Genomic DNA, 23,896 nt, shown 5'->3' with positions numbered 1-23,896 from the left:
CCGCTCCCCCCAATGCCCCGGACCGCCAACGTACTCCTTCTTGCCGCGGTGTCGTTGGCCGGATGCGCCGCACCCCGGCCCGCGCCGTCGCCGGACAGGGTCCAGGCAGTGGGCGTCGACACGCTCGCCGCGCTGACAGCCGCGGATGATGTCACCTGCATCACGACGACTTCGGCGGCGGCGTACTGCTGGGGTGGGATCGGCGAGCGAGAGGGGGCGCCTGTCCGCGTCCTCTCGGCGGATGGGCAGGCTGCGCGGGTACGATCCATCGCGCCGTCGCAGTCGGGTGTCTGCGCAGTGACGATCGCCTGGGAGGCGTGGTGCAATCCTCGCGCGACGGGCGGGTGGACCGACTCGGCGGGAACCAGGATGGCGGTCCCCGGGGAGTGCGGATACGGGGCGTGCGTGTTTCCGCTGCCGTTGGAGGGGGAGCTGCCGCCGCGGTACGTGCGAGCGGTGGCGGCAGGCTGGTCCCACGCATGTGCGCTGGCGCACGATGGCGCGGCCTTCTGCTGGGGCAAGAACGAGATGGGCGAGCTCGGCAACGGCACCTGGGCGCCCGACTCGGTGGGCGACGGCGGGCCGTTCAGCCGGGCGCCTGGCGCCGTTACGGGCGGCCTGCGGTTCTCCCAGTTGAGCGCACGGGGGCGGCTCACCTGCGGCGTGGCATCCCACAACCGCGGCGTGTACTGCTGGGGGTACGGGCAGAGTGGCCAGACCGGCGACTCCGCCGCGATCCGCTGCGCGAGCGAGCCGCTCCCGTACTCCAGCCGGCCGTGCAGCACCGCCACCCCGCGGCGAATCCTGCCGGACAGCGTTCCCGGCTCCCACGACGATCCCTCCCGTGTAGAATTCCTCCAGGTCGGCGCGGGCGACGTGCTGGCCTGCGCCGTCGCCGCCGACGGCCGGGTGTTCTGCTGGGGTGACAACTACCGGTGCGTGCTGGGGAGGTGCCGCATGCCCAACTCCCCCCGCGCGCAGTACGTTCCGCTCCCGGGCCGTGCGGTCGAGGTGCATGCGGGCTCCCAGTTCGCGTGCGCGCGGACGGCGGACGCGAGGGTCTTCTGCTGGGGAGAAAACAGGAACGGCCAGCTGGGGTCGCTCACCACCGCCAACGCGGGACCGGACGGCGGCCCGCCGGATTACCGAGGCGCCGCCGACGCGGGAGCCGCCTACGATGACCTCTGCTTTCTCGGCGGCCGGTGCTCGCCCGCCGCGGTGGAGGTCGCTCCCGGGCGCAGGTGGTACGCGCTGGCCGTCGGCACGGAGCACGCCTGTGCGCTGGCAGACTACGGCAGGGTTCATTGCTGGGGGAAGGCAGGCCCTGCGCTGGGCCGCAATCCGAAGGTCGTACCCTGCGAGAACCGCAGCGCCCAGTGGAAGGACGAGCCATGCCAGCCCGCCCCCATCCCCGTTGCGGGGCTCCCCCGTTTCGCACTGCCCGCACCTCCTTACGCGCGGCCGGCCCAGGATCCTGGCCAGGACTCGCTTGGCACCCGGACCACGCGGGTGCTGGCGAGCCGGCGCGAGATACGGGTGATCTTTCCGCGAGACACGGCGGCCGGCTGGGGCTGGTCGGAACTCCAGGACCCGCAATACCAGCCGGCGTACCAATGGAGCATCGGCATCGACGGCATCGATGGCCCGCGCTCGCTTTCACTTTCGATCAGCCGCGGACACGGGGAGGGCGCCCGCCGCTTCGCCACGCTCTCCGAGCTGGTTGCCGCCGCGGATGCGCGGTACTGCCTGCCCGGGATGATCGCGAGCTGCCCCCCCGCCGATGCCGGGGCTCTCGTGGAGAACGGGGCCGTGGTGCTGACGCTGCGCGACAGCGCAACGATCGCGAGGCTGGTGGGGCTGCGGCCGGCGTGGGCCTCGGTCTGGCAGATGCGGCCGGAGGTTCCCGTGGTCTACCGGCGCGACAGTGTGCGGATCGAGTACGTAGATCCGCAGGTGCCCGAGCCCGATTCCGCCCTGCGCCTGGAAGCCGCGGCGGCGCGCCGGCGCTACGAGGCCTCCGTCAACTCGATCAGCAGGTTCGTCAGTGCGCCCGGGAGCACGGGCGACGAGGTCTGGATGGCGGTCGGCGACTCCGTCCCGTTCTCCGTCGAGGAACAGCGCTGCCATTCCGACGTGTGCAGCGGCGGGTACGCGACGCTCAGCGCATCCGGCTGGGCGGTGGGCGACAGCTCCGTCGTACGCCTGCGCCCCTTCGCGCGCCCGAGCCCCCACCTCCGCGGGGAGCCCGCCGTCTGGGTCGTTGCGCGTCGCATCGGACGGACGACGGTGCGGGTGCATGGGCTCAGCGGCTCGGGAGATACCCTGCCCAGCGGGGAGCCGGTTGCCCGTGAGGTCCAGGTGCAGGTCGTGGTGACGGCGCCGGTCGCGCGGGTGCGCCTTTCGCCGCGCACGGCCCGCGCGCAGGTGGGCCAGCCGCTGGAACTCCGCGCACAGGCGTACGATGCACGCGGGCGTGTGATCGCCGGAGCGCCGATCCGCGTAGAGATCACCGGGGGTCCGTACGTACGCATCGTGCCGGCGTCCGCCCTGCGGCACGTTGCGTTCGAATCGCCGGGGCGGCACACCCTCGTCGCGTCGTTCGGTGGCCGCGCCGACACGTTGATCATCGATGTCACCCCCGATCCGGGAGCGGCGGCCCAGCCGGATGTGCCTGCCGATGGGGATTCGCCGGGGCCGCGGCTTTCGGCGGCACCAGCCGACCCACGTCCCCCGCGCCGATCCGGAGGCGTGCCTCAGGCGGCTGGCGAGGGGGCGAACGCCCCGGGGGTCACCAGCAGGAGGGAGGGAAGCGAGGGATCGAACAGCCGCAGGTAGAAACGCCCGATCCCCGCCAGGCCGAGCAGGAGCGAGGGCGAGTCGCTGCTGGAAACTCCGCACCGCCACGGGATGCCGCGGGCGTGGCTGGCGGCCCCCTCCGCGGCGATGCGGGCCGCCACTCCCTCGGGATCCACGTCCCCGCCAAAGCAGGCGACACCCTCGCGGATGACTTCCGCCGCCCCCGCAAGCCCGTGGCAAAAGGAGAAGTTGCCGGTGCCCGCCAGCTCATCGGCGGCGGCCCTGCGGGTGGCTTCCAGGGCGGCCCGGGCCTCGCGGCGGTACACCTCGTCCTTCAGCAGCTCGCAGGCGCGCAGCCGCGAGAGCGCGATCCCCGCCGAGCCGTGGCACCACTGCGTATCGACCGGCACCGGGCCCCGGCCGCGCGCCCGCTCCTTGCGCAGGTCGGCCCAGTTGCCCTGCCGGGCGTCGAACCAGTGTCGTTCGAAGGCGAACGCGCCCTCCGCCCCGTCCCGGAAGCGTGCGTCGCCGGTGGCACGGAACAGTTCCAGAAAGGCGAGGCCCGCGCCCGCCGCGCCGTGCGAAAGCCCGGTGAGCGGCCGCTCGCCCGTGGCCTGCATCGAGCGCCACGCGGTTCCCCCGTGCATCGGCATGCCCAGCGCCAGGAGCTCCTCGCCCAGCCGCGCCGCTTGCGGCCGCAGCGAGGGGTCGCCCAGCGTCTGCTCCATCGCCAGCAGCGCGAGCACGCCGCCCGCGAGGCCGAACATCAGGTCGAATTCGCCGGGATCGCTCTCCACCCGCGCCCGGTCCACCAGGGCCCGCGCGCGCTCCGCCAGCTCTGCCTCGCCGAGCAGGACGCCCACGCGCGCCGCCGCGAAGGCGATGCCCGCCACGCCGGCGTACAGGCCCCACGGGTAGGGGGGAAAGTGCGTCTCCACCCGGTGCAGCGACTGGCGCACCGCTCCGATCGCCAGCCGGTGCAGCCCGCCGTCGCCGGTGGCCCGCGCCAGCTCCGCCGCGAACAGGCCCACCCCGGCCGTCCCCGCGTACACGTCCGGCTCCAGCGACGAGTACGACCGGCTGCTCCCGTCGGGGATCATGCCCACCCAGTTGCACCGATCGCCGTGCCACACCGCGGCCTCGGCCAGCCGTGCCCCAAGCTCCGTCGCGATCCGCAGCGAAACCTCGCGCGGCGGCGCCGCGGACTGCGCCTCCGCGGGTACGCCCGGGGCGGGCGTGCGGACTGGACGGCCAGCCGGGCGCGCGGCGCGCGGCGGCAACCGATAGTCGTTGCTGCTCCCGGGGTTCAGGTACGGCGCATCGGGATCGACTCCGTGGGCGCGAAAGTGCGCTACGCACCGCGCGCGCCGCTCCGCCTGCCCGCGGACTCCCGCCTCGTGCGCCTCGATGAGGGCGTCGGCAAGGAGCCCGCACCGGTGCAGGCCAAAGCTCTCGCCCGCCCTGGGGTCCTCCGCCAGCCCCAGCCCGGGCGCAAGTTCCAGCGTGAACGCCGGCACGCGGGGCCGCAGGTGCGCCGCCGCCCGTGGATGGACCCGCGCCACCCGCGCCAGCACCTCGCGCCCTCGCGCCTGCGGAAAGTAGAGCACCCCCGCGTCGCAGCGGTCGAAGCGCTCCGGCGCGTTGAGGACCTTGAAGTGAAAGGGGAGCCGCGCGCGGTTGAGCGCACCCGTGAGCGCATGCATCACCGGCGCGGCACCGGCCGGCTCCAGGTGCCAGTAGACGCGCACCAGGGGCTCGCCCGCGGCGCCCAATCCCACGTCGCCCATGGCCACGTAGTACCCTGGCGAGTAGCTCAGCAGCTGCCGTTCGCCCCGCATCCGCACGGTCGTGCCGGGCGCGGGCGTCCGGCCTCGGGGCAGCATCCGGCGCGGCACCCGCAGCGCCAGGCCGCCCCGCCGCACCTGCACGGCGCTCCCATCCACCGCCTCCACCACCCATCCGTCCTGAAGCGCCCCCTTTCCCGTGTTGGCGGCCGAGAGCGCGGCGATGAAGGAGGTGGTGCCCACGTCGGCCTGACCGGGCTCCGAGGGAGGCGCCATGGCATCGCCGCGGGTGTAGAGGCCGGTGTACAACGCCTGCTGGATGCGGTGGCGAAGGTACGCACGCGCCGTGGCGGGGGTCAGGGCACGCAGCGTGGCGCGCGGAAGGGGCGGGGAGGGGCGGCCGAGCCAGGCGAAGCGGGTGGGCGAAAGGATCGCCCCGTGCCGCACGGCGGCGTCCACCTGGTGCAGGTAGGGGGTCATGCGGCCAGCCTTTCGCGGAGGCCCAGCCCCAGGAGGGTCCCGGCCGCCTCGGCCGGGCGGCGGAGGAGGTTCCATGCCAGCTGGAGCATGCACACCACGTTGCCGGTGAGCGCCAGCGACGACTGCATCTGCTCGTAGGCGGTCTGCACCAGGCGCACCCCGGTGTAGCGCACCGCGCGCGGAAGCCACTCGGCCGCCTGTGCCGCGTCGGCGCCGGTCTCGCGCAGGTAGGCATCCCACAGGGCGCGCAACGCGGGGTGCATGCGCTCCAGCGGGCACCAGGTGAGCTCCAGAAAGCGCTCGGGCGGAATTTCGCCGGTGATGGGTACCGAGTGCAGCCAGAACGTCAGGTAGTCGTTGAACGCCGATCCCACGTCCCAGCAGGGGTCTCCGTACCGGGCCAGCTCCCAGTCGATCATCTTGAGCGCGCCGCCGCCCGGGGCACGCACCAGCAGGTTGTCCCACTTGATGTCGTGGTGGATCAGCGCCTCGGGCCGCCACCCGGCGCGCGCCTCGTCCAGGAGCGCGGTGAACTCGCCGTACTGCTGGATGATCCGCACCAGCTGCGCGTTGGCGGCGCTGGCGGTCTGCAGGAAGCGTGGACCGGGAAGGTGCAGCGAGAGCGCCCAGCCGGGGCGGCTGTCCTCCGCCGGCCCGGCGAGCCCGCGGGTGGTGCGGTGCAGGGTTCCCAGGGCCTTTCCCACGGCCCGCGCTACGCGTACGGGGAAGTGGCGGCGGAGCACGTGGTACTGCCGCAGGTCCTGCACTCCGGGAAGGAGTTCCAGCACCAGCACTCCGGCGCCGTCGTCGTACCCGAAGCAGCGGGGAAGGCTGCGACCCAGCGTGCGGCCGCGTGGAAGCCCGGCCAGCATGCGGTAGACCTGCGCCTCGCGCGCCACCGAGCCCGCGGTTTCGGCGTACGCCGCCTGCTTCACGAGAAAGGCCGTCCCTTCGGCGGGTACCACGCGGAAGTTGCGGTTGCGGCGCGAGACGTCCTCCACGAGCACCCCGCCCTCCACCACCTGCGCGGGGGAAAGAAAGCGGTGTTCCAGGAGGTAGGTAACCACCTGCGAGCTGGACAGCAGCATGCGCGGGACCTCGTATGGACTTCGCGTCCTGAGACGGCGTTGGGCAGGGGGGCGCCGAGGGGGCATGGGATCACGAGCGGCCCGGCGGATGCCGGGCCGCTCGCCGGGACTGCTACTCGCCACACGGGGCGGTGCATCCCCCCGAGTTCGAGACGCAGCAGTTGGGGCACTTGGACTGCGTGGCCATCGCCTGGGCCACGAACCCCAGGTGGGCGACGGCGCCGCGCGTGCCTTCCAGGTGTTGGCTGGCCAGCGGCCCCTGCAGGAAGTTCAGGCACTCCATTGTTCACCTCGCAGTAGAAGTGTGTACATTTTGCGGCGGTTTGTGGGTGCCGCATCCGCATGATAAAGCTGCTACCATCGTGTTGCAAGCTTCTCGTGAAAAGGGGCGAGGCTACAGGCCTGGGCCGGCTTGCCACGGGTGCCTGGGGACCAGCGCCAGCCGGCCGGGCGGGGGCTGGCGCGCAGTGGGGTAGATAAATTCCAGCGAGTCGGCCCGCACGGCGAGGCCCGCGTCTTCTTCGATCGGGGAAGGTCGGACAGCAGGGCGCGGGCCGCGGCCACCTGCGCCGGCTCCCACCCGCGACGCTCGCGCACGTAGCTAAGGCACAGGTGCGACGGATACCGGGCTGAGACGGTCCACGAGGAACGCCGTACCGAGCGTCCTTCGAAGTTCTTGTTGGTCCGGGCAAAGGGTGCTACTCTTGTTTCCGGCGCGAAACATACGCCCGCCTTCCGCTTTTATCTCTCCCTCGCTTTGGCCCGGAGCACCCCACAATGCGAAGTCTTCATCGGAGGCGCGCAGCCCGGCTGCTCGCGCTCGCAGGCATCCTCGCCGCCGCATGCAACGACGGCCCCGGCGATGGTGCCCTGATCGGGCCGGAGAACACCCGTCCATCGGCGACGATTCAGCCCGACCCCGACATCGACCAGGCCGACACGTACTACCTGGCCGAACTGTACCAGGAGGGCAGCACCACCATCGATTCGGAGCGGCCCATCACCGACCCGGTCACCGGTGCGGTATCCAACCAGCTCGTGGCGTATCACGTCCCGGAAACGCAGCGCATCGAGGGTGGCTACGACGCCTATGGAAGGATCATCCAGGTGCTGGACCAGACGGATCCGCTGGAGGATCCGCTCACCACCCCGGTGAACCTGACGCGACGCACGCGAAGCGTAGGGGATTACCTCACGCGGTACGACGCGTACCGCCAGCCGGTGTCGAACGAACTGCAGGCGATGCAGGCGGTGGGCGCGGGCCCGTCGCACGAGCAGATCACGGACGGATTGGTGCTGGAGGCGGCCGCCATCGACACGCTGGACGCGCTCTCTCCGGCCGCGGAGCCGCTTGCCGCCGCGGCGGGCCCACGAGCCGTGATCAAGCGGCCCCGGCCCGACGAGATCCAGATCACCAACGGACTTGCTCCAGAGGAGATCGGGCTGGGCCGCCCGGCCAAAAATGCCGAGCAGGTGCAGCAGCACGGGGAAGTGGTGCGCACGTTTCGCCGGCGTGGGCCCAGGTACGTCCTCGAGCAGGTAGAGGTCACCACCAGCCACAACTCGCCTGCCGGCCGGGTGCGGCAGCGGCAGGTGAACCGGCTTCGCATGCTGCGCTTTCACGAGAACCCGCAAAAGGATCGTGAACGGCGGGAGAAGCGCGGCTCGCGGCCCGCGCGCAATACCATTACGCCGCTGTCGTTCGAAATCTGCCCGGATGACGGCTCGCCCTGCGGGCCGGAGGAGGAGCCGCCGCCAGCGCCCCCCGCGGATCCCTGCCCGCCGGCGGCTTCCGGGGTGAACGTGCTCTTTCAGCACGGAATCCGGAGTAGTGGCGATGCGTGGTTGAGAATGGATGGGTGGGTCCGCTGCGGGTTCCAGACGAACGCGCACATTCGGCCTAGCATCAATTGGCGCCCTTCGATCCCGTCGCAGCGGGAGGAAGTCCTGCCCTACCTGCCCACCACGGGCAATCAGACGATCCTCATCGGGCACAGCAACGGCGGTCTGGTCTTGCGCTCGCTCGCCCAGTGGGCGGAGGTGAACCGGCCGGGGAGTGTCCGGGGCGTGGTGACGCTGGACAGCCCCAACCAGGGTGCGATCGTGGCCATCAACGTCCAGGTGCTGGAAGTTGCCCTTTTCAACATCGGGATGGTCCCCGACCTGCTCTTGTGGCATCCGTTCTACGAGGACGACGTGCCGTACAGCCCGTTTCTCAATCGCACGAACGGCTTCAACGAGAGCTTCACGCGCGTGGGTATTCAGACGCATACGCCCAAGCGCTGGGTCGCGTGGCGGATCTTCTGGACCCCAAGCGACTGCCCACCGGAATCGTCGTGTGGCGAGCGGGCCGTAGCGCGCCGGATCCAGGAGGCGTACGATCGCCACCGGCATTATGCGCAGTTCTGGTACCGGCCATGGCAGTTGGTACCCGCCCTCGCGGCGATTCTGGCGATGAACGGCGCCGACGCCACGTGGCACGCGTTCACGGCGCCGGGCCGCATCCCCAGCGACGGGTTCATCCACGGCTCGGGGCAGGTGTATCCCCGCGCCATGCGCAACCGGCTGATCCAGAATGGCGATTCCCACGTTGGCACCACCCGCAGCGATTTCGTCTGGAGGGAATTGGAAGCTGCGCTCGGCGCTTCCGACCTCTTCGCTGTTCCGATCCGCCAATGAACGTGAAGGCCTCGATGAACATCAAGCTACTCGCACCGTGCAGCCTGCTGGTTGCGGCTCTGTTCGTGGGACCTGGCTGCGTCGCCGACCCCGCTCGTCCCGTTGTCAGCGACAGCATTCCCGTGGCGTGGCGCACCCCGCTGGACACGGAGAGCGGCGGAACCCCCGCACTGCACGGGATTGCCGCCGACGGGGAGCGCTTGTACGTGGTATCGAAGGGAGTCGCGGCCTTCCATCTTGGCACCGGCGCGAAGATCTGGCACACGCCTGGAGCTGCGGCTCCGCCCGGGCTGGGTCTCGCGCCGTTCAACGTGGTCGCCCGGGACGGGCGGGTTTTCACATCCTCGCACGTCGCACGCGCATTGAACGCGGCTACGGGTGCCGAACTGTGGACATTCACCCCCGACACCTCGGCAACGGCGGTAAGCGCGGTCGATGAGCGGGCTTTTTACATCGGCACCGATTCTCGACGGGTATACGCCCTCGATGTTGCCACGGGGCAGCCGCGGTGGTCGGTGGAGGTGCTGCCCGGCGGGCCGTACCGCACCGTCGTTACCGGCATCGTCGCTCATGGCGATTCGCTGTATGTCTCGCTCGTGGAGGAGACGTCTCCTACGGGTCATCTGAAGCGCGGGTGGATCGTCGCGGTGGACCGCAATGACGGCACGGTCCTGTGGCGCTACGTGAACGAGCGGAGCGGCGAGCCTCACGATGCAGGCCGGCACGCCGTCGCCGGCCGCATGCTCCTGGTGAACGATCTCAACGGGGGCGCCTTCTTTGGATTGGACCGGTTCACCGCCAAGGAGGTGTGGCGTCGGGTCGGGCCGGCGAACCGCCTGGGGGCGTGGGACGTGTTCAAGGTGGTGGACGGGATTGCGTACCTGGCATCCAACGACACGTACGCGTACGCCTTCGATCCCGAAACCGGGCAAATCCACTGGAAGCACGACATGCGGGCCAGCGCCAATTCTTCGGCGGTGTGCGGCAACTACATGTTCGCGGCGGCGGGCTCGCTGCACATGTTCAACCGGTCGAGCGGCAAGCAGGAGGCGGCCCTGTTCCTTGACGAGTGGGGCTATGTTCAGCCGGATGCATTCGTCGTTTCGCGGCTGCTCTCACATGGCGCGCGGGTGTACTTCGTGGGCTACAAAGCCGTCTACGCCGTCGAGTGCAGCCGTTGACCCATGCCGCATCCAAGATCCGCCATTCGGCCGGCTCAGGGCGATTGTCTCGAGCGCCAGAGCCGGGCCAGCTCTCGCCCGGGGTAGGGAAGGTCGGCACTGTCCAGGGACTCGGGCGGCAGCGTGTCCCAGAACGGCGCCCAAATACGGTCGAGCAGCGCCTGCCGGGCCGGGTCCGACGACCCCACCATGATCGAGACCTGTTTCGTCTCAATGTGCGGACCGGCGTCGGGAACCACTCCGAACGATTCAAGTACCCGGGTTCGCTCCTCCACCGGCATGGTGCCGAGGAGTTCCTCCAGCGCATCGACGTCGAATTGCCGCGCCAGCTGCTCTCTCACCTCAGGGGCGAGCTGCGCCGGGTGCGGGCTGGCGAGGTCAGCCCGGGCGGGCTGCGGGCGGGGTGACGGATGGACAGGGAGGGTCTCCGGCGTGCCGGGGGCTCTCTTTTCGTTGTCGCATCTCAACGTCGTATCGATGCTGGCGTGGCGTACGGGGGTCGATGAGAGCCCGGCACCGCGCTGCTTACCCGCCTCTCCCGCGGTCAAAGCGAACGGCGGTACGCGCCGGGCGGGGTGCCGACCACGGAGCGGAACTGACGCGTGAAGTGGGCCTGGTCCGCGTACCCCAGCTCCAGGGCGATCGCGCAGAGCGATTGATCGCCCGCCAGCAGCAGCTTCGCGCGGTCTACCCGTATGGCGCGGGCGTACTCGCCGGGGGTGAGTCCCGTGTGGGCGCGAAACGCACGCGTGAAGTGCCCCGGATGCACGCCCGCCTCCTCGGCGAGAGCCGACACCGACGGTGGGGCGCGGAACTCGTCCGTGAGGCGTTCCCGTGCCCGCCGGATCCACACCGGCTGCAGGGAGGGACGCGGGGGCTCTCTTCGCCGCCCGACATCCACCAGGATGGAGAGCACCAGACTCTCAATCGCGATCCCGGAAAGCGCATCCGAATTCCAGGCTTCGCGCCGCACCCTCCCGGCGAGCGAGGCGGCCGCGCCGGGCACCGGTCCCCACGACATCGCGCGCAACCCCGAATCTTTGAGCCGGTCGGTCCAGTCCGGGCCGAACTGGATGTTGAAGCAGATTCCGCCCGAGCCGTGGAACCGATCGGAGTGTGCCGAATCCGAGGGATGGAAGATCAGCGCGCCAGGGGAGCACGACTCAGTGCGCGTTCCGCAGCTCTCCTCGTAGAACCCGCTAACCACCAGGCAAAGATAAGGTGCCGCGTGCGAATGCCGCGGAATCGCCGCCCCCCCGGCGTACGCCGTCTCCGTCAGGATCAGGCCCGCGGGGCTGTTGGAGGCGGCGCTGCTGCCGTAGAAGCGCCCGGGCTCGAGGCAGATGCTCATGAGAAACGCTACGAGGGAGCGAGAACCTGCGGATCGTTCAACGTAACGCAGATCCGTTCAATACACGAGGCCGTTCGGCTGCGTATGATTCCGCGACCTTCGGCCTCTACCCTCCCGCACCCAGGCTCACGAATGTACGACCCGCGACCAGCCGCCTACCTCGCAGCCACGCTGCTATCCGGGGTTCTTGCGGGTGGCGGCCATGCGCAGGAGGCGGCCGGCGCCCCGGCGGCGTCTCCCCATTACGAATTGGAGGTGGCACTGGATCCGGCCGCGCACCGGCTTCAGGCCCGGGGGATCCTTCGCCTCCCCGCGGCAGCGGCATCCCGCGACACCGTCGAGCTTCGCCTGCGGGCGGAGTTCGACAGCCTGCAGGTGGAGGTGCTCTCCCCCGACCGGAGCGCGGGCCCGGCCACGCTGACGCGCCGGGTGGCCGATGGAAAGCCCCCGACGTGGATCGTCGCGCCGCGGGCGCCGTTTCCGCCCGACGAGCCGGTGCGGCTGCGGTTTTCGTACGCGGGGGGCGAAACGCCCGGGTTCCTGCTGTATCTGGGTGAAGAGGGCTCGTTCGCCGGCGCCACGTGGTATCCGAAGTGGGGTGATGGAACCGGCACCGGCACCCTGCGCTTCCAGGTGCCCGGGGGCGTCACGGTCGTGTCCACTGGCCGCAGGGCCGGCGGAGCGGACGAGGGCCGAGCAGGGGTCTTTTCGTTCGTGGTGGACCGCCCCGCCGAGTTCGCCTTCGCGGCGGCGCGGTACTACGTCGATCACGCAGGCGGTGCGCGGCCGATCACGGTATACTCGCTGAAGCGGCGGACCAACGTGAACGCGCTCGCCCAGCGGCTGGGCGAGGTGGTCGACGCGCTGGTGGAGGAGTTCGGCCCGTTGCCGGGGGGTGCGTTTTCGCTCGCGGAGGCGCCGGCCGCACAGGCGGGGGCCGCCGGATTCGACGGCGCGAGCCTGGACGGATTCATCCTCTCCACCGAGACCTACCTGGAAGAGCCGTTCAACATGGGCTTCTTTGCGCACGAAGTGGGGCACCAGTGGTGGGGGATTGCCGTGCGGCACCGCGGCGAGCGCGGCAGCTATCTTCTGGACGAGGCCATGGCCCAGTACGGCGCTCTGCGCGTCGTGGAGGTGATGGAGGGCCCCGCGGCCGCCCGGTCGTTCCGGAGGCTGGGCTACCCGGGGATGTCGTTCACGCATGGGCTGCGCGGCTACGCCTACCTGGCCCAATCCGGGTTCGACTTTCCCCTCGACGCGTTGCCGGACACCGGGTTCCTTGCCCACGTTTCGCACGATATAGCCGATGGAAAGGGCTTTCTCGCCCACGAGGTGCTGGCGCGCGCGGTCGGGCGGGAGAGGTTTCGCGCGGTGCTCCAGCGGTTCGTCCGCGATCACGCGGGTGAGCAGGTCACCTGGCCGCAGTGGAAGGCTGCGGTGGAACGTGGCGCGGGACGGGATCTGGGCACCTTCTGGACACAGTGGTACGAGCGCTCCGGGCTTCCGCAGCCGACGCTGGAATGGAGGCGAGCGGGCCGGTCGGTGCAGGGCACGATACGTCAGGAGGGCCCGGCGTACGACCTGGAGCTTCCTGTCCAGGTGACGTTCGAGGGTGGAGCGGTCACACGAAACATCCGCATTCGAGGAGAGTCGACGCCCTTCCGCATCAGGGTGCCGGCGCCGGTGCTGTCCGTGGAGTTGGATCCCGAAAGCCTGGTTCCGCGCTGGGACCCGGCGCTGCTGGGCGAGGCACGCGCGAATGCCGGCGGCATGCGGGCCTACGTTTTTGCGATGTTCCGCCAGGACGTGGCATCCGCGAAGGCGGAACTCGAGCGAATGCTCCACGACGTTCCAGAGCCGGACCTGTACGCCACCCGTTTCGGAGCGCATTACCTGCTTGGCACGCTCGCGTTTTTCGGTCAGGACGCGGCCACGGCGAGGCAGCAGTTCGCGCAGGCGCTGGCAAGTCCCACGCGGAGCGACGATTCGCTCCCCTGGCTGTACGTGCGGCTTGCGCACATCGCGCAAGGCGAAGGGGATGAGCCCGGGATGCGCCGCGCGCTCGCCGCTGCGCTGAGCGCGGATGCTGCGGCCGAACGCACGACGGGAGTGGCGTCGTACATCGGCCGCACCTTCCCGGCATTCCGGCCAGCTGGCGTGCCGTGAAGCTGCGCGGCCCCTTCATGCTCTCCTGCCCCGGCTGGAGCCGCCAACTGGAGTTCGCCGGAGGCTGCAAGAAGTGCCAGGCCTGCGGCTACTGCGAGTGCGGCCCGAGGGTGGGATAGCGGCGGGCCCGGGCTGGCGAGGTCGGCCAGGGCCCGGCGGGCGCGAGGGGGGATGTGGATGAGGAGGGTCTCCGGCGTGCCGGGGACCCTCTGCTCTTCGGACCGGGTAGGCTGCCGATGCGCCGGATCCGGCGCCGGCCCGGCTCGGCGCGCAGGCGCCGCGCACGCGAGGCGAGACGGGGCATCGTGGCCGGGCCGATGCCGGTGGATGTGAAGAAGCGTGCGGATGGAGGAGATCGATCCCGAAAACAAGGAGGTCCATCCCCGCGGGGTTGGCGTGGACGCCCGGTGCAGCTATCCCTGTTCCATGCCGCCGGGCGTATTCCCGCGTCGCGCGTCGGCCCGAGGCAAGCACGGATGCGCGGCACCCGGGGAGGCTCACCGGCCGCCGCGGCCCATGCGCAGTCCCGAGAACCCCAACCTGAGGCCCCCATGGTCAACCGTCGCGAGTTTTTCGGAATCGCCCTCGGCGCCGGCGCTACGCTGTCGCTCACGCCGGAGCTGCTCCGCGCGGTCCGGCAGGCGGGCGGAACGCTCCTCCAGCGCGCCATTCCGTCCTCCGGCGAGATGCTGCCGGTCGTTGGACTCTCGTTCTCGAACCACGCGGGGTGCGCGGATCCCGCCGCGCTCAAGGAGGTCCTCAAGACGTTTGCCGACAACGGCGGCACCGTCTACGACGCGCAGCATGGCAACGCGGCCGCGGAGCAGCTGCACGCCGCGTTTGCGAACGAGCTCGGGATCCGGAACAGGCTCTTCTGGTCCACGCGCGGTACGCCCCCCGGCCCGGCGCAGCTCGGCCCCGACTCCGTGAAGACCCACGTCGAGACGCTGCTGGCGCGGCTCAAGGTGCCCAGGCTGGACCTGGTCATGCTGCCCCCCCAGGGCGACCCGATGCACCTCGCCGCCCTGAAGGCGGAGAAGGCGGCCGGGCGCGTCCGGTACATCGGCGTGCAGGTGATCGGCGACCCCGTGTATCCCCAGCTCGAGTCGGTCATGCGCAGCGAGCCGATCGACTTCATCGGCGTCGACTACGACGTGGGCAATCGCGCGCGCGTCGAGGACACCATCCTGCCGCTCGCCCTGGAGCGGAAGATCGGCGTGATGGCGTTCTTCCCCTTCGGCAACGCGGGGGGAGTCAGCTGCACCCCCAGCGGCACCAGCCTCTTTACGCGCGTCGCCAACCGCCCCCTTCCGGAGTGGGCCGCCGAGTTCGACGCCCGGACCTGGGCGCAGTTCTTCATCAAGTACGTGATCAGCCACCCGGCCGTCACCGTGGCCCGTGTGGGAACGACCAAGGCCACGCACATGCTCGACAACATCGGCGGCGGCATCGGGCGCCTGCCCGACGAGGCGACGCGCCGGCGCATGGCGGAGCTGATCGACTCGTTTCCGCCGGCTACGCTCGCGGCTCCGCCGCAGGCGGGCCACGGTCCCCCGGGTTCGCTCGTGCTGCCGGCGGCCGTCCTCGACCGCTACGTGGGCGAGTACAGGACCTCGGGCGGCGTCATCCTGAACTTCCGCCGCTACGGGACGATGCTGGTGGCGAAGGTGGGTTCCAATCCGGACACCGTCGTCTACGGGCGCTCGGAAACCCGCTTCCAGCTGGGCCCCAATTTCGTCGAGTTCCAGCTCGACAGCACCGGAAGGGCCACCGGTCTCATCTACGAGCAGGGCAGCCAGAAGGCCCAGGCATCACGCATCCGCTGAGAAGAGGAAGGATCGAAATGATCAACCGTCGATACGCCGCGATCGCGGCAGGTGTGCTCGCGCTCGCGATCGCGCCCGGGCCCATGCAGGCGCAGGCACCCGTGCGCGTTCCCAGGGCGGTGCTCGAGCGGTACGTGGGCGAGTACGATCAGAACGGGAACACCATCAAGGTCCTCCTCCAGGGAGACACCCTCGTCCGGGAGGCACAGGGACAGTGGTTTGCCTTCGTGCCGATCTCCGAGACCCTGTTCAGGATCGGCGCCGTGTTCACGGCGGAGTTCGTAGCCGACCAGGCGGGCGGGATGACGCAGGTCGTCAGCGACGGCGTGGACATGGAGTTTCGGCTCCCCCGCAAGGGCTCTCCCGCGGCGCCGCCGCCGCCGCCGGCCGCCACGGTGCGTGTTCCCAGGCCGGTGCTCGAGCGCTACGTGGGCACCTACGAATTCATCCCGGGGCAGATGGGCCGAAACGATCTCACCGTCGAGGTCCGCCTCGAGGGAGACACACTGATCCGGAGGATGGGGCAGGAAGCCGTCCTCACGCCCCTCTCGGAGACCCGGTTCCGCGTGGGCAACACATCGCTGGTGACGGAGTTCGTGGTCGATGAGGCGGGGGTGACGCAGGTGATGGGCTCCGGCTTCCAGCAGCTGCTGGCCCGTCTCCGGCCGCAGCGCTGATCGAACCCCGAGCGGCGTGCGGCGGCTCCGGGAGGGACACCAGCCGGGCCGGGGATCACTCGGCCGTCCGGGCCGGGAGCGTCACGCGTACCGCCGTGCCTGCGCCGACGCGCGGCGACACGTCGAGACTCTGATCCGGCCCGTAGAGGTGCTGGAGCCGGGCCCGCAGGTTCGCCAACCCGACCCCGTGCCCGGAGGTACCGCGCTTCGCCGCGATCCCCACACCATCATCCTCGACGGTGATCACCACGCGATCATCGAGCTGCTCCGCCCGGATCTGCACGTGCCCGCCCTGCACGGATGGGGCGATGCCGTGCCGGATCGCGTTCTCCACCAGGGGCTGCAGGGTCATGTGCGGAACGAGAAGACGGCTCGAGCACCTGACCTCGATCGTGAGCCTCAGCCGCTGGCCGAACCGGATCGCTTCGATTTCGAGATAGGGCTGCAGCTCCGCAACCTCCTGCTCGAGCTCGACGAGGTGGGTGTCGGTGCCTCGTATCGATGTCCGCAGGTGCTCCGCGAGCCGGCTGAGCATCCGGTCGGCAGCCTCGGGGTCGCGGTGCAGCAGCGTCGATATGGAATGCAGCGCGTTGAAGAGGAAGTGTGGCTCCAGCTGCGCCTTGAGCCTGCCGAGCTGTGCCCGGACCAGCTCCTCGCGCAGCTGGACCTCCCGCACCTCGCGCTCGCGGTGCTTGATGATGTAGACCCACCCGTAGCTTGCCAGGAGCAGGCCCAGATAGGTCAGCAGCCTGGGGGGGAAGCTACGGGTAACGGCCTGGACGAGTGGTCCGCTCCGAATCCCCGCCCAGCCCAGGATCTGGCGCTCGACGGGATAGCGGGCCAGCAGGAGAGTGATCCCGGCAGCCAGGTTCAACAGGACCACGGACGTCCAGCCGAACCTCTCGAAGCTGATCCCGCGGGACAGGAAAAGGGCCGCCGCGCCGAGCAGGCCCCACATGTACATGTCGGTCATCCCCATCGCGAAGGCATCCGCGGCAGATCGGGGCTCACCGGTAATCCGGAAACTGATCAGCGTCATCAGGCTCGTGATGAGCCCGAGAAGCGACCATCCCGCAAAGGCCGCCGCGGGCCAATACAGGGACGATCGCACGGTGCGGTGCTCGTCCGCGGGCCGCTTCATCATCACGGGGAGGGGGTGGACGGCACGTCCCGGCCGGGGACGATGCGCACGGCTCTCTCGAGCTTCTCCCGGCAGCCCCGGCTGGAACCCAACCTCGTTCCGTCCCGCAAGATCACGACGTACTCCCCCTGGAAGACGGATTCGACTTCGGTGATCAGGGAGGTGCGTACGATCGTCGAGCGGTGGATCCGCACGAACTCGCCCGGATCGAGCTGCTCCTCGATGCGGCCCATCTGCTCGCGAAGCAGGTACGACTTCCCGGCGGTGTGGAGCCGCAGGTAGTTCCCCTCGGACGTGATGAGGTTGACGTCCTCCACGTGTACGATCGTGTGCCGCACTCCGGTCCGGATCGTGAACTGGTCCACGAACGAGGAACCCCGGTTCAGCGTCTGCAGGACCTGCTCGAGCCTGTCGGTGATCAGCGCCTGGTTGCGTTGGGAAAGCTGATCGCGAACGCGGCCCAGGGTTTCGAGGAAGCGTTCGCGGTCGAACGGCTTCAGGAGATAGTCCAGCGCGTGGACGTCGAAGGCTCGTAGGGCATGCTGATCGAAGGCGGTCACGAACACGGTCAGCGGCATGTTCCTCACGCCGACCTCCTCTACGACCCCGAAGCCGTCCAGGCCAGGCATCTGGATGTCGAGGAAGACGAGGTCGGGCGACAGCTCCCGGACCGCGGCCGCCGCCGCGGAGCCGTTCTCCGCCTCTCCCACGACACGGAAGCCCGTCTCCGGATCCAGCAGCGAGCGGATTCGCTCGCGTGCGAGGGCCTCGTCATCGACGATCAGAACCCGGATCTCCATTCGGTCCCGTGGTGCTGGCGTGCCCAACGTTGGGCGAAAAGGATAGCTGACATCCTGCGACCCTCCTTCGGACCGAGTCAATGGGAGCGCGCAGGGAGTGAGGGATGGGGATCGAACGGGCTAGAGCGCGACCGCCCCGGCGTGCGCGGGGGTCTCCACCGGGGCCGCCGCGGGGCGGTGCTCCGCCTGCCGCTCCTGCCGCCGGCCGAGCCAGATGCCGAGGGCGGCCCAGGCGACGGCAAGCGGCACCGAGACCGAGACCAGCGCCGCGAGCCCCGTCCCCAGGCGCCCCAGCACCCCCTCCACCTGCGCGCCCACCACGTCGCCGCCGCGGTAGACGAAGGTGTCGATGAAGGCCTTGGACTTGTACTTGTCGGCGCGGCTCACCACGGTGAAGAGCGTTTCGCGCGCGGGGCGCATGAGGGCGCGGTCCACCGCGTTGAACGCCGCCTGGAAGACCACCAGCGTCGCCAGCGAGGCCACCAGCACCAGCCCCAGGAAGCCCAGCGCCGCGGTGATCGGCAGCAGCGCCAGCGTCACCGGGACGCCGAGATGCTTCATCAGCTTCCCCGCCACCAGCGCCTGCAGCACCAGGGTGGTGAGCTGCACGTAGAGGTCCATCCGCGCGAAGACCGTGGTGCGCATGTCCAGGCCCTCGCCCAGCGCGGCCACCATCTGCAGGCGGGTGAAGTAGAGGAAGGTGGCGATCACCGCCATGATCAGCACGAACGCCGCAATGCCGAGCAGGTACGGGGAGCGGAACACCGCCCGCAGCCCGTCCCACGCGCTCCCGCCGATCACCGCGCGCTCCTCCACCGCGGGGGGCGCCCCGGCGTCGTCCAGGGCCGCGGGGCGGGCACGCTCCGGCTGCAGGTGCGCCACCGCCCGCACCGAGAGCACCGCCAGCCCCAGCGAACCCGCCGCCACCAGCAGGAGCCCGGCGGTCCCCAGCGGCTCCGCCAGCCGCGACGCCAGCCAGGGGCCGGCGATGGCGCCCAGCGTGCCTCCCACCGCGATCACCCCGAAGAGCCGCTTGCCCTGCTCCAGCGAGAAGCGGTCGGCCATCAGGCCCCAGAACACCATGGTGGCGAACAGGTTGAAGACGCTGAACCAGACGAAGAAGACCATTCCGCTGGTCTCGCCGACGGCCGCCGGCGCCATCACCAGCAGGGCGTAGAAGACCAGCAGGCTGGCGGCGAAGAACAGGTAGGTGGCGCTGATGAAGACGAGGCGGCGGGTGCGGCTCACCAGTAGCCCGAACACCGGGTTCACCGCGAGGGTGACCACCGCCGTCCCCACGAAGAGCCAGCGGATGGCCTCGATCCCCCGCTGCATCCCCAGCGCCTCCCGGGCGGGCCGCAGCACCATCAGCGCGGTGAGGATGAAGAAGAAGGAGAGCGCCGATGCGAGCACCGGCCCGACCTCGTCCCGGCGGACGTGCGTGAATCGCTGGAGGATGGCGGTCATCTGGGCCCTTTCTCGCTCGGTGGCATCGATCAGGTCGGCACGCGGTACGATCACGCGCGGAGCTGATGGATGCCACCTTCCGGGGACAGAGACCTTCGTTGTTGAGATGGCAACCCCAATGATGCACCACGAGCCACTGCATCACCGGTCGGAGTTCCTGCCGAAGTGAGCCAGCCGACGATCAGGAACTGGCTGTGAGCCCCGGCGAGGCTACGGGTAGAGCAGGTAGGGCTTGCGGGCCTCGCGGAACTCCTCGGCCTCGCGGTCCCACTCGTCCAGGAGGGGGAGGAGCCGGCCTCCTTCGATGGCGAGCCTCACCCTGTCGGAGCCGGTGAGGCGGTCGATGGTCCGCGTCCACGCGAAGTCGGCGGGGTGCTGCCGGCGGATCTCGTCGATGAGCAGGAGCGCCGTGCGCACGGGTCGGTACGCCTGCCGGTCGGTGACGACGAAGCGGATTCCGGGGATGGCCTGGCCCGGGAACTTCCGCGCCGTGGGCTCCATCGGCAGGGTGACCGCCTCGAAGCGGATCCCCGGGAGCTGCTTGGCGTTCATGATGGCCGCGACCCTCGGGGCGTCGAGCCACGAGGCCCCCACCTGCTCGAACGGGCGGTCCGTGCCCCGGCCCTCGGCGACGGTGGTGCCCTCGAAGTACACCGTTCCGGGGTAGCTCGTCAGCGCCGCGAGGGAGCGCAGGTTGGGAGACGGGTTCACCCAGGGGAGCCCGGTCTCGTCCTGCCATTGCGAGCGCCGCCAGCCCGCCACCCGCGCCACGATGAGGTTCGCGCCGATTCCGTGCTTCTGGTTGAAGAGGGTGGCGAGCTCGCCCACCGTCATCCCGTGGCGCGCCGGGATCGGGTACATCCCCACGAACGACGCGAACCGGGGATCGAGAAGGGCGCCTTCCACGATCTCGCCCCCGATGGGATTGGGCCGGTCGAGCACCACGAACGGGATCCCCTTTGCCTTGGCGGCCTGCATGGCGAGCGCCATGGTGGAGACGTACGTCCAGGTGCGCCCGCCGACTTCCTGGAGGTCGTACACCAGCACGTCCACCTCCTGGAGCATCGCCGGCGTGGGGGCACGGTCCTCGGACAGGTACAGGGAGTAGACCGGCACCCCCGTCTTCGCATCGACCTCGTCCTGGATGTGCTCCCCGTCCATCACGTTCCCCCGGATGCCGTGCTCGGGAGCCAGGAGCGCCACCAGGTTCAGATCGGGGTGCTGGGCGATCAGGTCGATGTCAGGCGTCCGCGCCCGGTCGATCCCGGTGTGGTTGGTGATGAGACCCACGCGCTTCCCCCGCACCGCCGCCGGCAGGTTCGCCAGGAAGGTCTCGATGCCGGGGCGCACCCCCGTCGCCGCGGCGGGGGAGGTGGCGGCGGCCGGAGCAGGAGCCGGAGCCTGGCAGGCGGCGAGGAGCAGGAGGACGGGAGCGAAGGTTTTCATCGGCGCTCGGGGCGGCGGGGAAAAGGATGGCTAACAATACGCCTCCCCCACGCCGCCGACACCCCCCCGCCGCCGTGGCTCGGTTGCGATGGATTCGGGCCGGACCCATACTCCCGGCGCGGCCGAACCCGCGGCCCTTCCTTCGCCCGCCTGGACGTCCCGAATCCCCCGCTGCCATGCATGCTGGAACCCTCGCGGCCGTCGCGCTCCTCGTCTCCGCCCCGCTCGTGTCACAGGCCCCGGTGCCCGGGTCGCAGAACGACCCCCGGCCCGCCGTCCGCGCCGTTGCCCGGAGTTCCGCGATCGTCATCGACGGGCGGCTCGACGATGCCGCGTGGATGGCGGCGGAGGTGGCCGGCGACTTCCGCCAGCAGCAGCCGGACGAAGGAGCGGCGCCCACCGAGCGCACGGAGATCCGCCTGCTGTACGACGCGAGCGCGGTGTACGTCGGCGCCCGGATGTTCGACTCCGCGGGGCCCTCGGGGGTGCGCAAGCTGCTGGTGCGGCGCGACCAGCTGCTCAACGACAACGCCTCCGACAAGATCGCGGTGGTGCTCGATCCCTACCGCGACCGCCAGACGAGCGTCTGGTTCGAGCTGAACCCGCTGGGCGTAAAGGGCGACCGGCTGAACTCGGATGCCTCCTACGATCCCGTATGGGAGGGTGCGTCGCGCGTCGATTCCCTGGGGTGGACCGCCGAGTTCAAGATTCCCCTCTCCCAGCTCCGCTTTCCCCGCGATTCGCTGCAGAGCTGGGGATTGCAGGTGTGGCGGACGCTGGCGCGGCGCAACGAGTCGAGCATGTGGGCGTTCTGGCGGAGGAACGAGCCGGGGGGACCCGGATACTTCGGCACGGTGACCGGCCTGGCCCTGGCGGCGCAGCCGCGGCGCCTGGAGCTGCTGCCGTACCTGGTGCAGAAGGGCACCTTTGCGGAGCCGCCCGCCGGCAATCCGTTCCGCAGCCGGCGGGAGCTGGGCACGCGCGCCGGCGGCGACCTCAGCTACAGCCTGAGCTCCAGCTTTACGCTGGATGCCACGGTGAATCCCGACTTCGGGCAGGTGGAGGTGGACCCGGCCGTGGTGAACCTGTCGGCCTTCGAGACGACCTTCCAGGAGAAGCGGCCCTTCTTCGTGGCCAACGCCGGGGGATTCTCGTTCGGAGGGGTGAGCTGCTACCTCTGCAGCAACGCGTCGGGCCTCAACCTGTTCTACACGCGCCGGATCGGACGGGCGCCGCAGCTCGCCGGTCTGGTGCAGCCGGGGAACTACGCCGACTTCGCGGACGCGGCGACCATCCTGGGGGCCGCAAAGATCACGGGCCGCACCAGGGGCGGGCTCTCCGTCGCCGTGCTCGAGGCGCTCACGGACGGGGTCACGGCGCGCTACGTTCCCCAGGCCACGCCGACGGACGAACCGGCCAGCCGCGAGATCGAGCCCATGACCAACTACCTGGTGGGCCGGGTGCGGCAGGACCTGCGGAACGGCGACACGCGGATCGGCTTCATCACCACGATGACCCGCCGGTTCATGAGCGACCCGGCGCTGACCAGCCGGCTTCATCACCGGGCCGAGGCCGCCGGCGCCGACATCCAGCACTACTGGGGCGGGCGCGGCTACTCGTTCACGGGACAGGTGGCGTTCTCGAACGTGGCCGGAGACAGCGGCGCGCTCCGGCGCACCCAGCGCACCAGCGCCCACTACTTTCAGCGCCCGGACCGCAAGGCCACCAGCGACGGGCTCTTCGACATCCGCTACGATCCTGCCCGCACCTCGCTGCGCGGCTACGGGGTGTACGCCCGGATCGCCAAGGAGAGCGGGAACTGGCGGTGGGAGACCGCGCAGAACTGGCGGAGCCCGGGCTTCGAGGTGAACGACCTGGCCGCGCTCACCCGCACCGACTTCCGGTGGATGCAGGCCAGCGTCCTGCGGAGCTGGACGAACCCCACCCGCTGGTACCGCGGGGCGGCGTTGACCGTCTCCGCGCAGCAGCAGCTCAACTACGACGGCGACCGCACCGACCTGCAGGGGGGGATCGCGGGGGAGATCACCTTCCGCAACTACGTCCAGGCACGAGGCCTGGTGATCACCCACCCGCCGACGTACGACCCGTACCGCACCCGTGGCGGGGTGATCGTCCGCAGCGCCGGGTACCACCTCTTCTCGACGACGGTGAGCGGCGACACCCGCAAGCGGGTGAGCTGGACGGTGGGCGGGCAGGGTGGCCCCAACATCTCCGACGACGGCGGGTTCGTCACGGGGAACGCCAGCCTGGTGCTCAAGCCGGCCGAGAACATCCGCATCAGCCTGGGCCCGTCGTATCTGTGGGACGTGGACCCGCGGGCGTTCGTCACCAACATCGCGGATTCCACGGCGAAGCAGTTCGGCGGGGTGCGGAGCGTGTTCGGGCGGCTCGAACAGCACAACCTGTCGATGAACGCGCGCATCAACGCGACCTTCACCCCCAACCTGACGCTCGAGCTGTTCGCCCAGCCGCTCCTCGCGAGCGGCAGCTACAGCGACCTGAACGAGTACCGGGCACCGCGCACCACCGACGCGCTGGTCTACGGGAGGGACGTGGGAACGATGAGCGAGGTCCGCGACACCACGGGCCGGGTCACGCGGTACCTCGTGGACCCCGACGGCACCGGCCCCGCGGCGGGGTTCGAGGTCGCCAACCCCAACTTCAACGTCCGCTCGTTGCGCGGAACGGCGGTGGTGCGGTGGGAGTATCGTCCGGGCTCGACGCTCTTCTTCGTGTGGACGCAGCAGCGCTCCGGCTCGGACCCATTCGGCGACTTCGATTTCAGCCGCGAGCGCTCCGCGCTCTTCCGCGACCGGCCGGTGAACGTCTTCCAGGTGAAAGCCAGCTACTGGATCGGAAGGTGAGGGAGCGCGAACCTCGGGACTCCTGCGGTACTTTGGGGATGGCACCGAAGGGCGCGGCTACGTGGTCCGAGACTTCACGCCGACGCGGGTGGAGCGGGTGGGTAGTTGGTGAGCCTTGTACAGCGC

At 70.3% G+C, this 23,896-nt stretch carries 16 protein-coding genes; 7 read left to right on the top strand and 9 right to left on the bottom strand.

Annotation, left to right across the window (positions count from 1 at the left end; genetic code table 11):
• Positions 1–369 precede the first annotated feature (369 nt).
• Positions 370–2,835, top strand: coding sequence for a hypothetical protein (locus VGB24_RS17900; protein ID WP_331074315.1), 2,466 nt, complete (start codon positions 370–372; stop codon positions 2,833–2,835).
• On the opposite strand, the gene VGB24_RS17895 is transcribed toward VGB24_RS17900, so the two are convergent.
• From VGB24_RS17895 to VGB24_RS17885, 3 genes are all read right to left on the bottom strand, one after another.
• The gene (locus tag VGB24_RS17895; protein WP_331074314.1) at positions 2,754–5,060 is read right to left on the bottom strand and encodes a lanthionine synthetase LanC family protein; all 2,307 of its coding nucleotides are present in this window, start codon (positions 5,058–5,060) and stop codon (positions 2,754–2,756) included. The two genes, VGB24_RS17900 and VGB24_RS17895, sit on opposite strands and share 82 nt — an antisense overlap.
• Positions 5,057–6,148: an aminoglycoside phosphotransferase family protein gene (locus VGB24_RS17890; protein WP_331074313.1), complete on the bottom strand. Its 1,092-nt coding sequence runs from the start codon at positions 6,146–6,148 to the stop codon at positions 5,057–5,059. Before VGB24_RS17890 ends, VGB24_RS17895 begins: the two co-directional genes overlap by 4 nt.
• Before the next feature lie 112 nt (positions 6,149–6,260).
• Positions 6,261–6,431 (bottom strand): hypothetical protein, encoded by a 171-nt coding sequence (locus tag VGB24_RS17885; RefSeq protein ID WP_331074312.1) that lies wholly within the window; start codon positions 6,429–6,431, stop codon positions 6,261–6,263.
• A gap of 755 nt (positions 6,432–7,186) precedes the next feature.
• Between VGB24_RS17885 and VGB24_RS17880 the strand changes: the two genes are divergently transcribed.
• Both VGB24_RS17880 and VGB24_RS17875 read left to right on the top strand, forming a co-directional pair.
• The gene (locus VGB24_RS17880; RefSeq protein ID WP_331074311.1) at positions 7,187–8,827 is read left to right on the top strand and encodes a hypothetical protein; all 1,641 of its coding nucleotides are present in this window, start codon (positions 7,187–7,189) and stop codon (positions 8,825–8,827) included.
• The gene (locus VGB24_RS17875; RefSeq protein ID WP_331074310.1) at positions 8,824–10,008 is read left to right on the top strand and encodes a PQQ-binding-like beta-propeller repeat protein; all 1,185 of its coding nucleotides are present in this window, start codon (positions 8,824–8,826) and stop codon (positions 10,006–10,008) included. Before VGB24_RS17880 ends, VGB24_RS17875 begins: the two co-directional genes overlap by 4 nt.
• Before the next feature lie 35 nt (positions 10,009–10,043).
• On the opposite strand, the gene VGB24_RS17870 is transcribed toward VGB24_RS17875, so the two are convergent.
• Both VGB24_RS17870 and VGB24_RS17865 read right to left on the bottom strand, forming a co-directional pair.
• Positions 10,044–10,349, bottom strand: a complete 306-nt coding sequence (locus tag VGB24_RS17870) for a hypothetical protein (protein WP_331074309.1) — start codon at positions 10,347–10,349, stop codon at positions 10,044–10,046.
• A 203-nt stretch (positions 10,350–10,552) separates the two neighbouring features.
• A complete protein-coding gene (locus VGB24_RS17865; protein ID WP_331074308.1) occupies positions 10,553–11,359 on the bottom strand; it encodes an AraC family transcriptional regulator in 807 nt (268 codons plus the stop codon).
• Between the two features lie 255 nt (positions 11,360–11,614).
• On the opposite strand from VGB24_RS17865, the gene VGB24_RS17860 reads away from it, so the two are divergent.
• The 3 genes from VGB24_RS17860 (at position 11,615) to VGB24_RS17850 (ending at position 16,031) form a co-directional block, all read left to right on the top strand.
• Complete coding sequence (locus VGB24_RS17860; RefSeq protein WP_331074307.1) at positions 11,615–13,528, top strand: hypothetical protein; 1,914 nt, start codon at positions 11,615–11,617, stop codon at positions 13,526–13,528.
• A gap of 551 nt (positions 13,529–14,079) precedes the next feature.
• Positions 14,080–15,354, top strand: coding sequence for an aldo/keto reductase (locus VGB24_RS17855; RefSeq protein WP_331074306.1), 1,275 nt, complete (start codon positions 14,080–14,082; stop codon positions 15,352–15,354).
• Positions 15,355–15,371: 17 nt separating this feature from the next.
• Positions 15,372–16,031 carry a hypothetical protein gene (locus VGB24_RS17850; protein WP_331074305.1) on the top strand — a complete coding sequence of 220 codons (660 nt, stop codon included), beginning with the start codon at positions 15,372–15,374 and terminating at the stop codon, positions 16,029–16,031.
• 55 nt (positions 16,032–16,086) lie between these two features.
• Here the strand turns inward: VGB24_RS17850 and VGB24_RS17845 are convergent, their stop codons facing one another.
• The 4 genes from VGB24_RS17845 to VGB24_RS17830 form a co-directional block, all read right to left on the bottom strand.
• Positions 16,087–17,175: a sensor histidine kinase gene (locus VGB24_RS17845; RefSeq protein WP_331074304.1), complete on the bottom strand. Its 1,089-nt coding sequence runs from the start codon at positions 17,173–17,175 to the stop codon at positions 16,087–16,089.
• Positions 17,175–17,972, bottom strand: a complete 798-nt coding sequence (locus tag VGB24_RS17840) for a LytTR family DNA-binding domain-containing protein (RefSeq protein ID WP_331074303.1) — start codon at positions 17,970–17,972, stop codon at positions 17,175–17,177. Before VGB24_RS17840 ends, VGB24_RS17845 begins: the two co-directional genes overlap by 1 nt.
• Positions 17,973–18,092: 120 nt before the next feature.
• Positions 18,093–19,493 (bottom strand): NTP/NDP exchange transporter, encoded by a 1,401-nt coding sequence (locus tag VGB24_RS17835; RefSeq protein WP_331074302.1) that lies wholly within the window; start codon positions 19,491–19,493, stop codon positions 18,093–18,095.
• Positions 19,494–19,649: 156 nt separating this feature from the next.
• A complete protein-coding gene (locus VGB24_RS17830) occupies positions 19,650–20,885 on the bottom strand; it encodes a DUF1343 domain-containing protein (protein ID WP_331074301.1) in 1,236 nt (411 codons plus the stop codon).
• Between the two features lie 176 nt (positions 20,886–21,061).
• Between VGB24_RS17830 and VGB24_RS17825 the strand changes: the two genes are divergently transcribed.
• Positions 21,062–23,770, top strand: coding sequence for a DUF5916 domain-containing protein (locus VGB24_RS17825; RefSeq protein WP_331074300.1), 2,709 nt, complete (start codon positions 21,062–21,064; stop codon positions 23,768–23,770).
• Positions 23,771–23,896 lie beyond the last annotated feature (126 nt).

Source organism: Longimicrobium sp., assembly GCF_036399935.1.
Classification (GTDB): domain Bacteria; phylum Gemmatimonadota; class Gemmatimonadetes; order Longimicrobiales; family Longimicrobiaceae; genus Longimicrobium.
Note: the sequence above shows the minus strand (reverse complement) of the source record. Positions and strands in the feature narration are given on the sequence as shown.

Coding starts and splice junctions, on each gene's coding strand:
- VGB24_RS17840 (WP_331074303.1), bottom strand. CDS start 17,972: ATGGAGATCCGGGTTCTGATCGTCGATGACGAGGCCCTCGCACGCGAG.
- VGB24_RS17865 (WP_331074308.1), bottom strand. CDS start 11,359: ATGAGCATCTGCCTCGAGCCCGGGCGCTTCTACGGCAGCAGCGCCGCC.
- VGB24_RS17845 (WP_331074304.1), bottom strand. CDS start 17,175: ATGATGAAGCGGCCCGCGGACGAGCACCGCACCGTGCGATCGTCCCTG.
- VGB24_RS17875 (WP_331074310.1), top strand. CDS start 8,824: ATGAACGTGAAGGCCTCGATGAACATCAAGCTACTCGCACCGTGCAGC.
- VGB24_RS17825 (WP_331074300.1), top strand. CDS start 21,062: ATGCATGCTGGAACCCTCGCGGCCGTCGCGCTCCTCGTCTCCGCCCCG.
- VGB24_RS17850 (WP_331074305.1), top strand. CDS start 15,372: ATGATCAACCGTCGATACGCCGCGATCGCGGCAGGTGTGCTCGCGCTC.
- VGB24_RS17890 (WP_331074313.1), bottom strand. CDS start 6,148: ATGCTGCTGTCCAGCTCGCAGGTGGTTACCTACCTCCTGGAACACCGC.
- VGB24_RS17900 (WP_331074315.1), top strand. CDS start 370: ATGGCGGTCCCCGGGGAGTGCGGATACGGGGCGTGCGTGTTTCCGCTG.
- VGB24_RS17855 (WP_331074306.1), top strand. CDS start 14,080: ATGGTCAACCGTCGCGAGTTTTTCGGAATCGCCCTCGGCGCCGGCGCT.
- VGB24_RS17885 (WP_331074312.1), bottom strand. CDS start 6,431: ATGGAGTGCCTGAACTTCCTGCAGGGGCCGCTGGCCAGCCAACACCTG.
- VGB24_RS17830 (WP_331074301.1), bottom strand. CDS start 20,885: ATGAAAACCTTCGCTCCCGTCCTCCTGCTCCTCGCCGCCTGCCAGGCT.
- VGB24_RS17895 (WP_331074314.1), bottom strand. CDS start 5,060: ATGACCCCCTACCTGCACCAGGTGGACGCCGCCGTGCGGCACGGGGCG.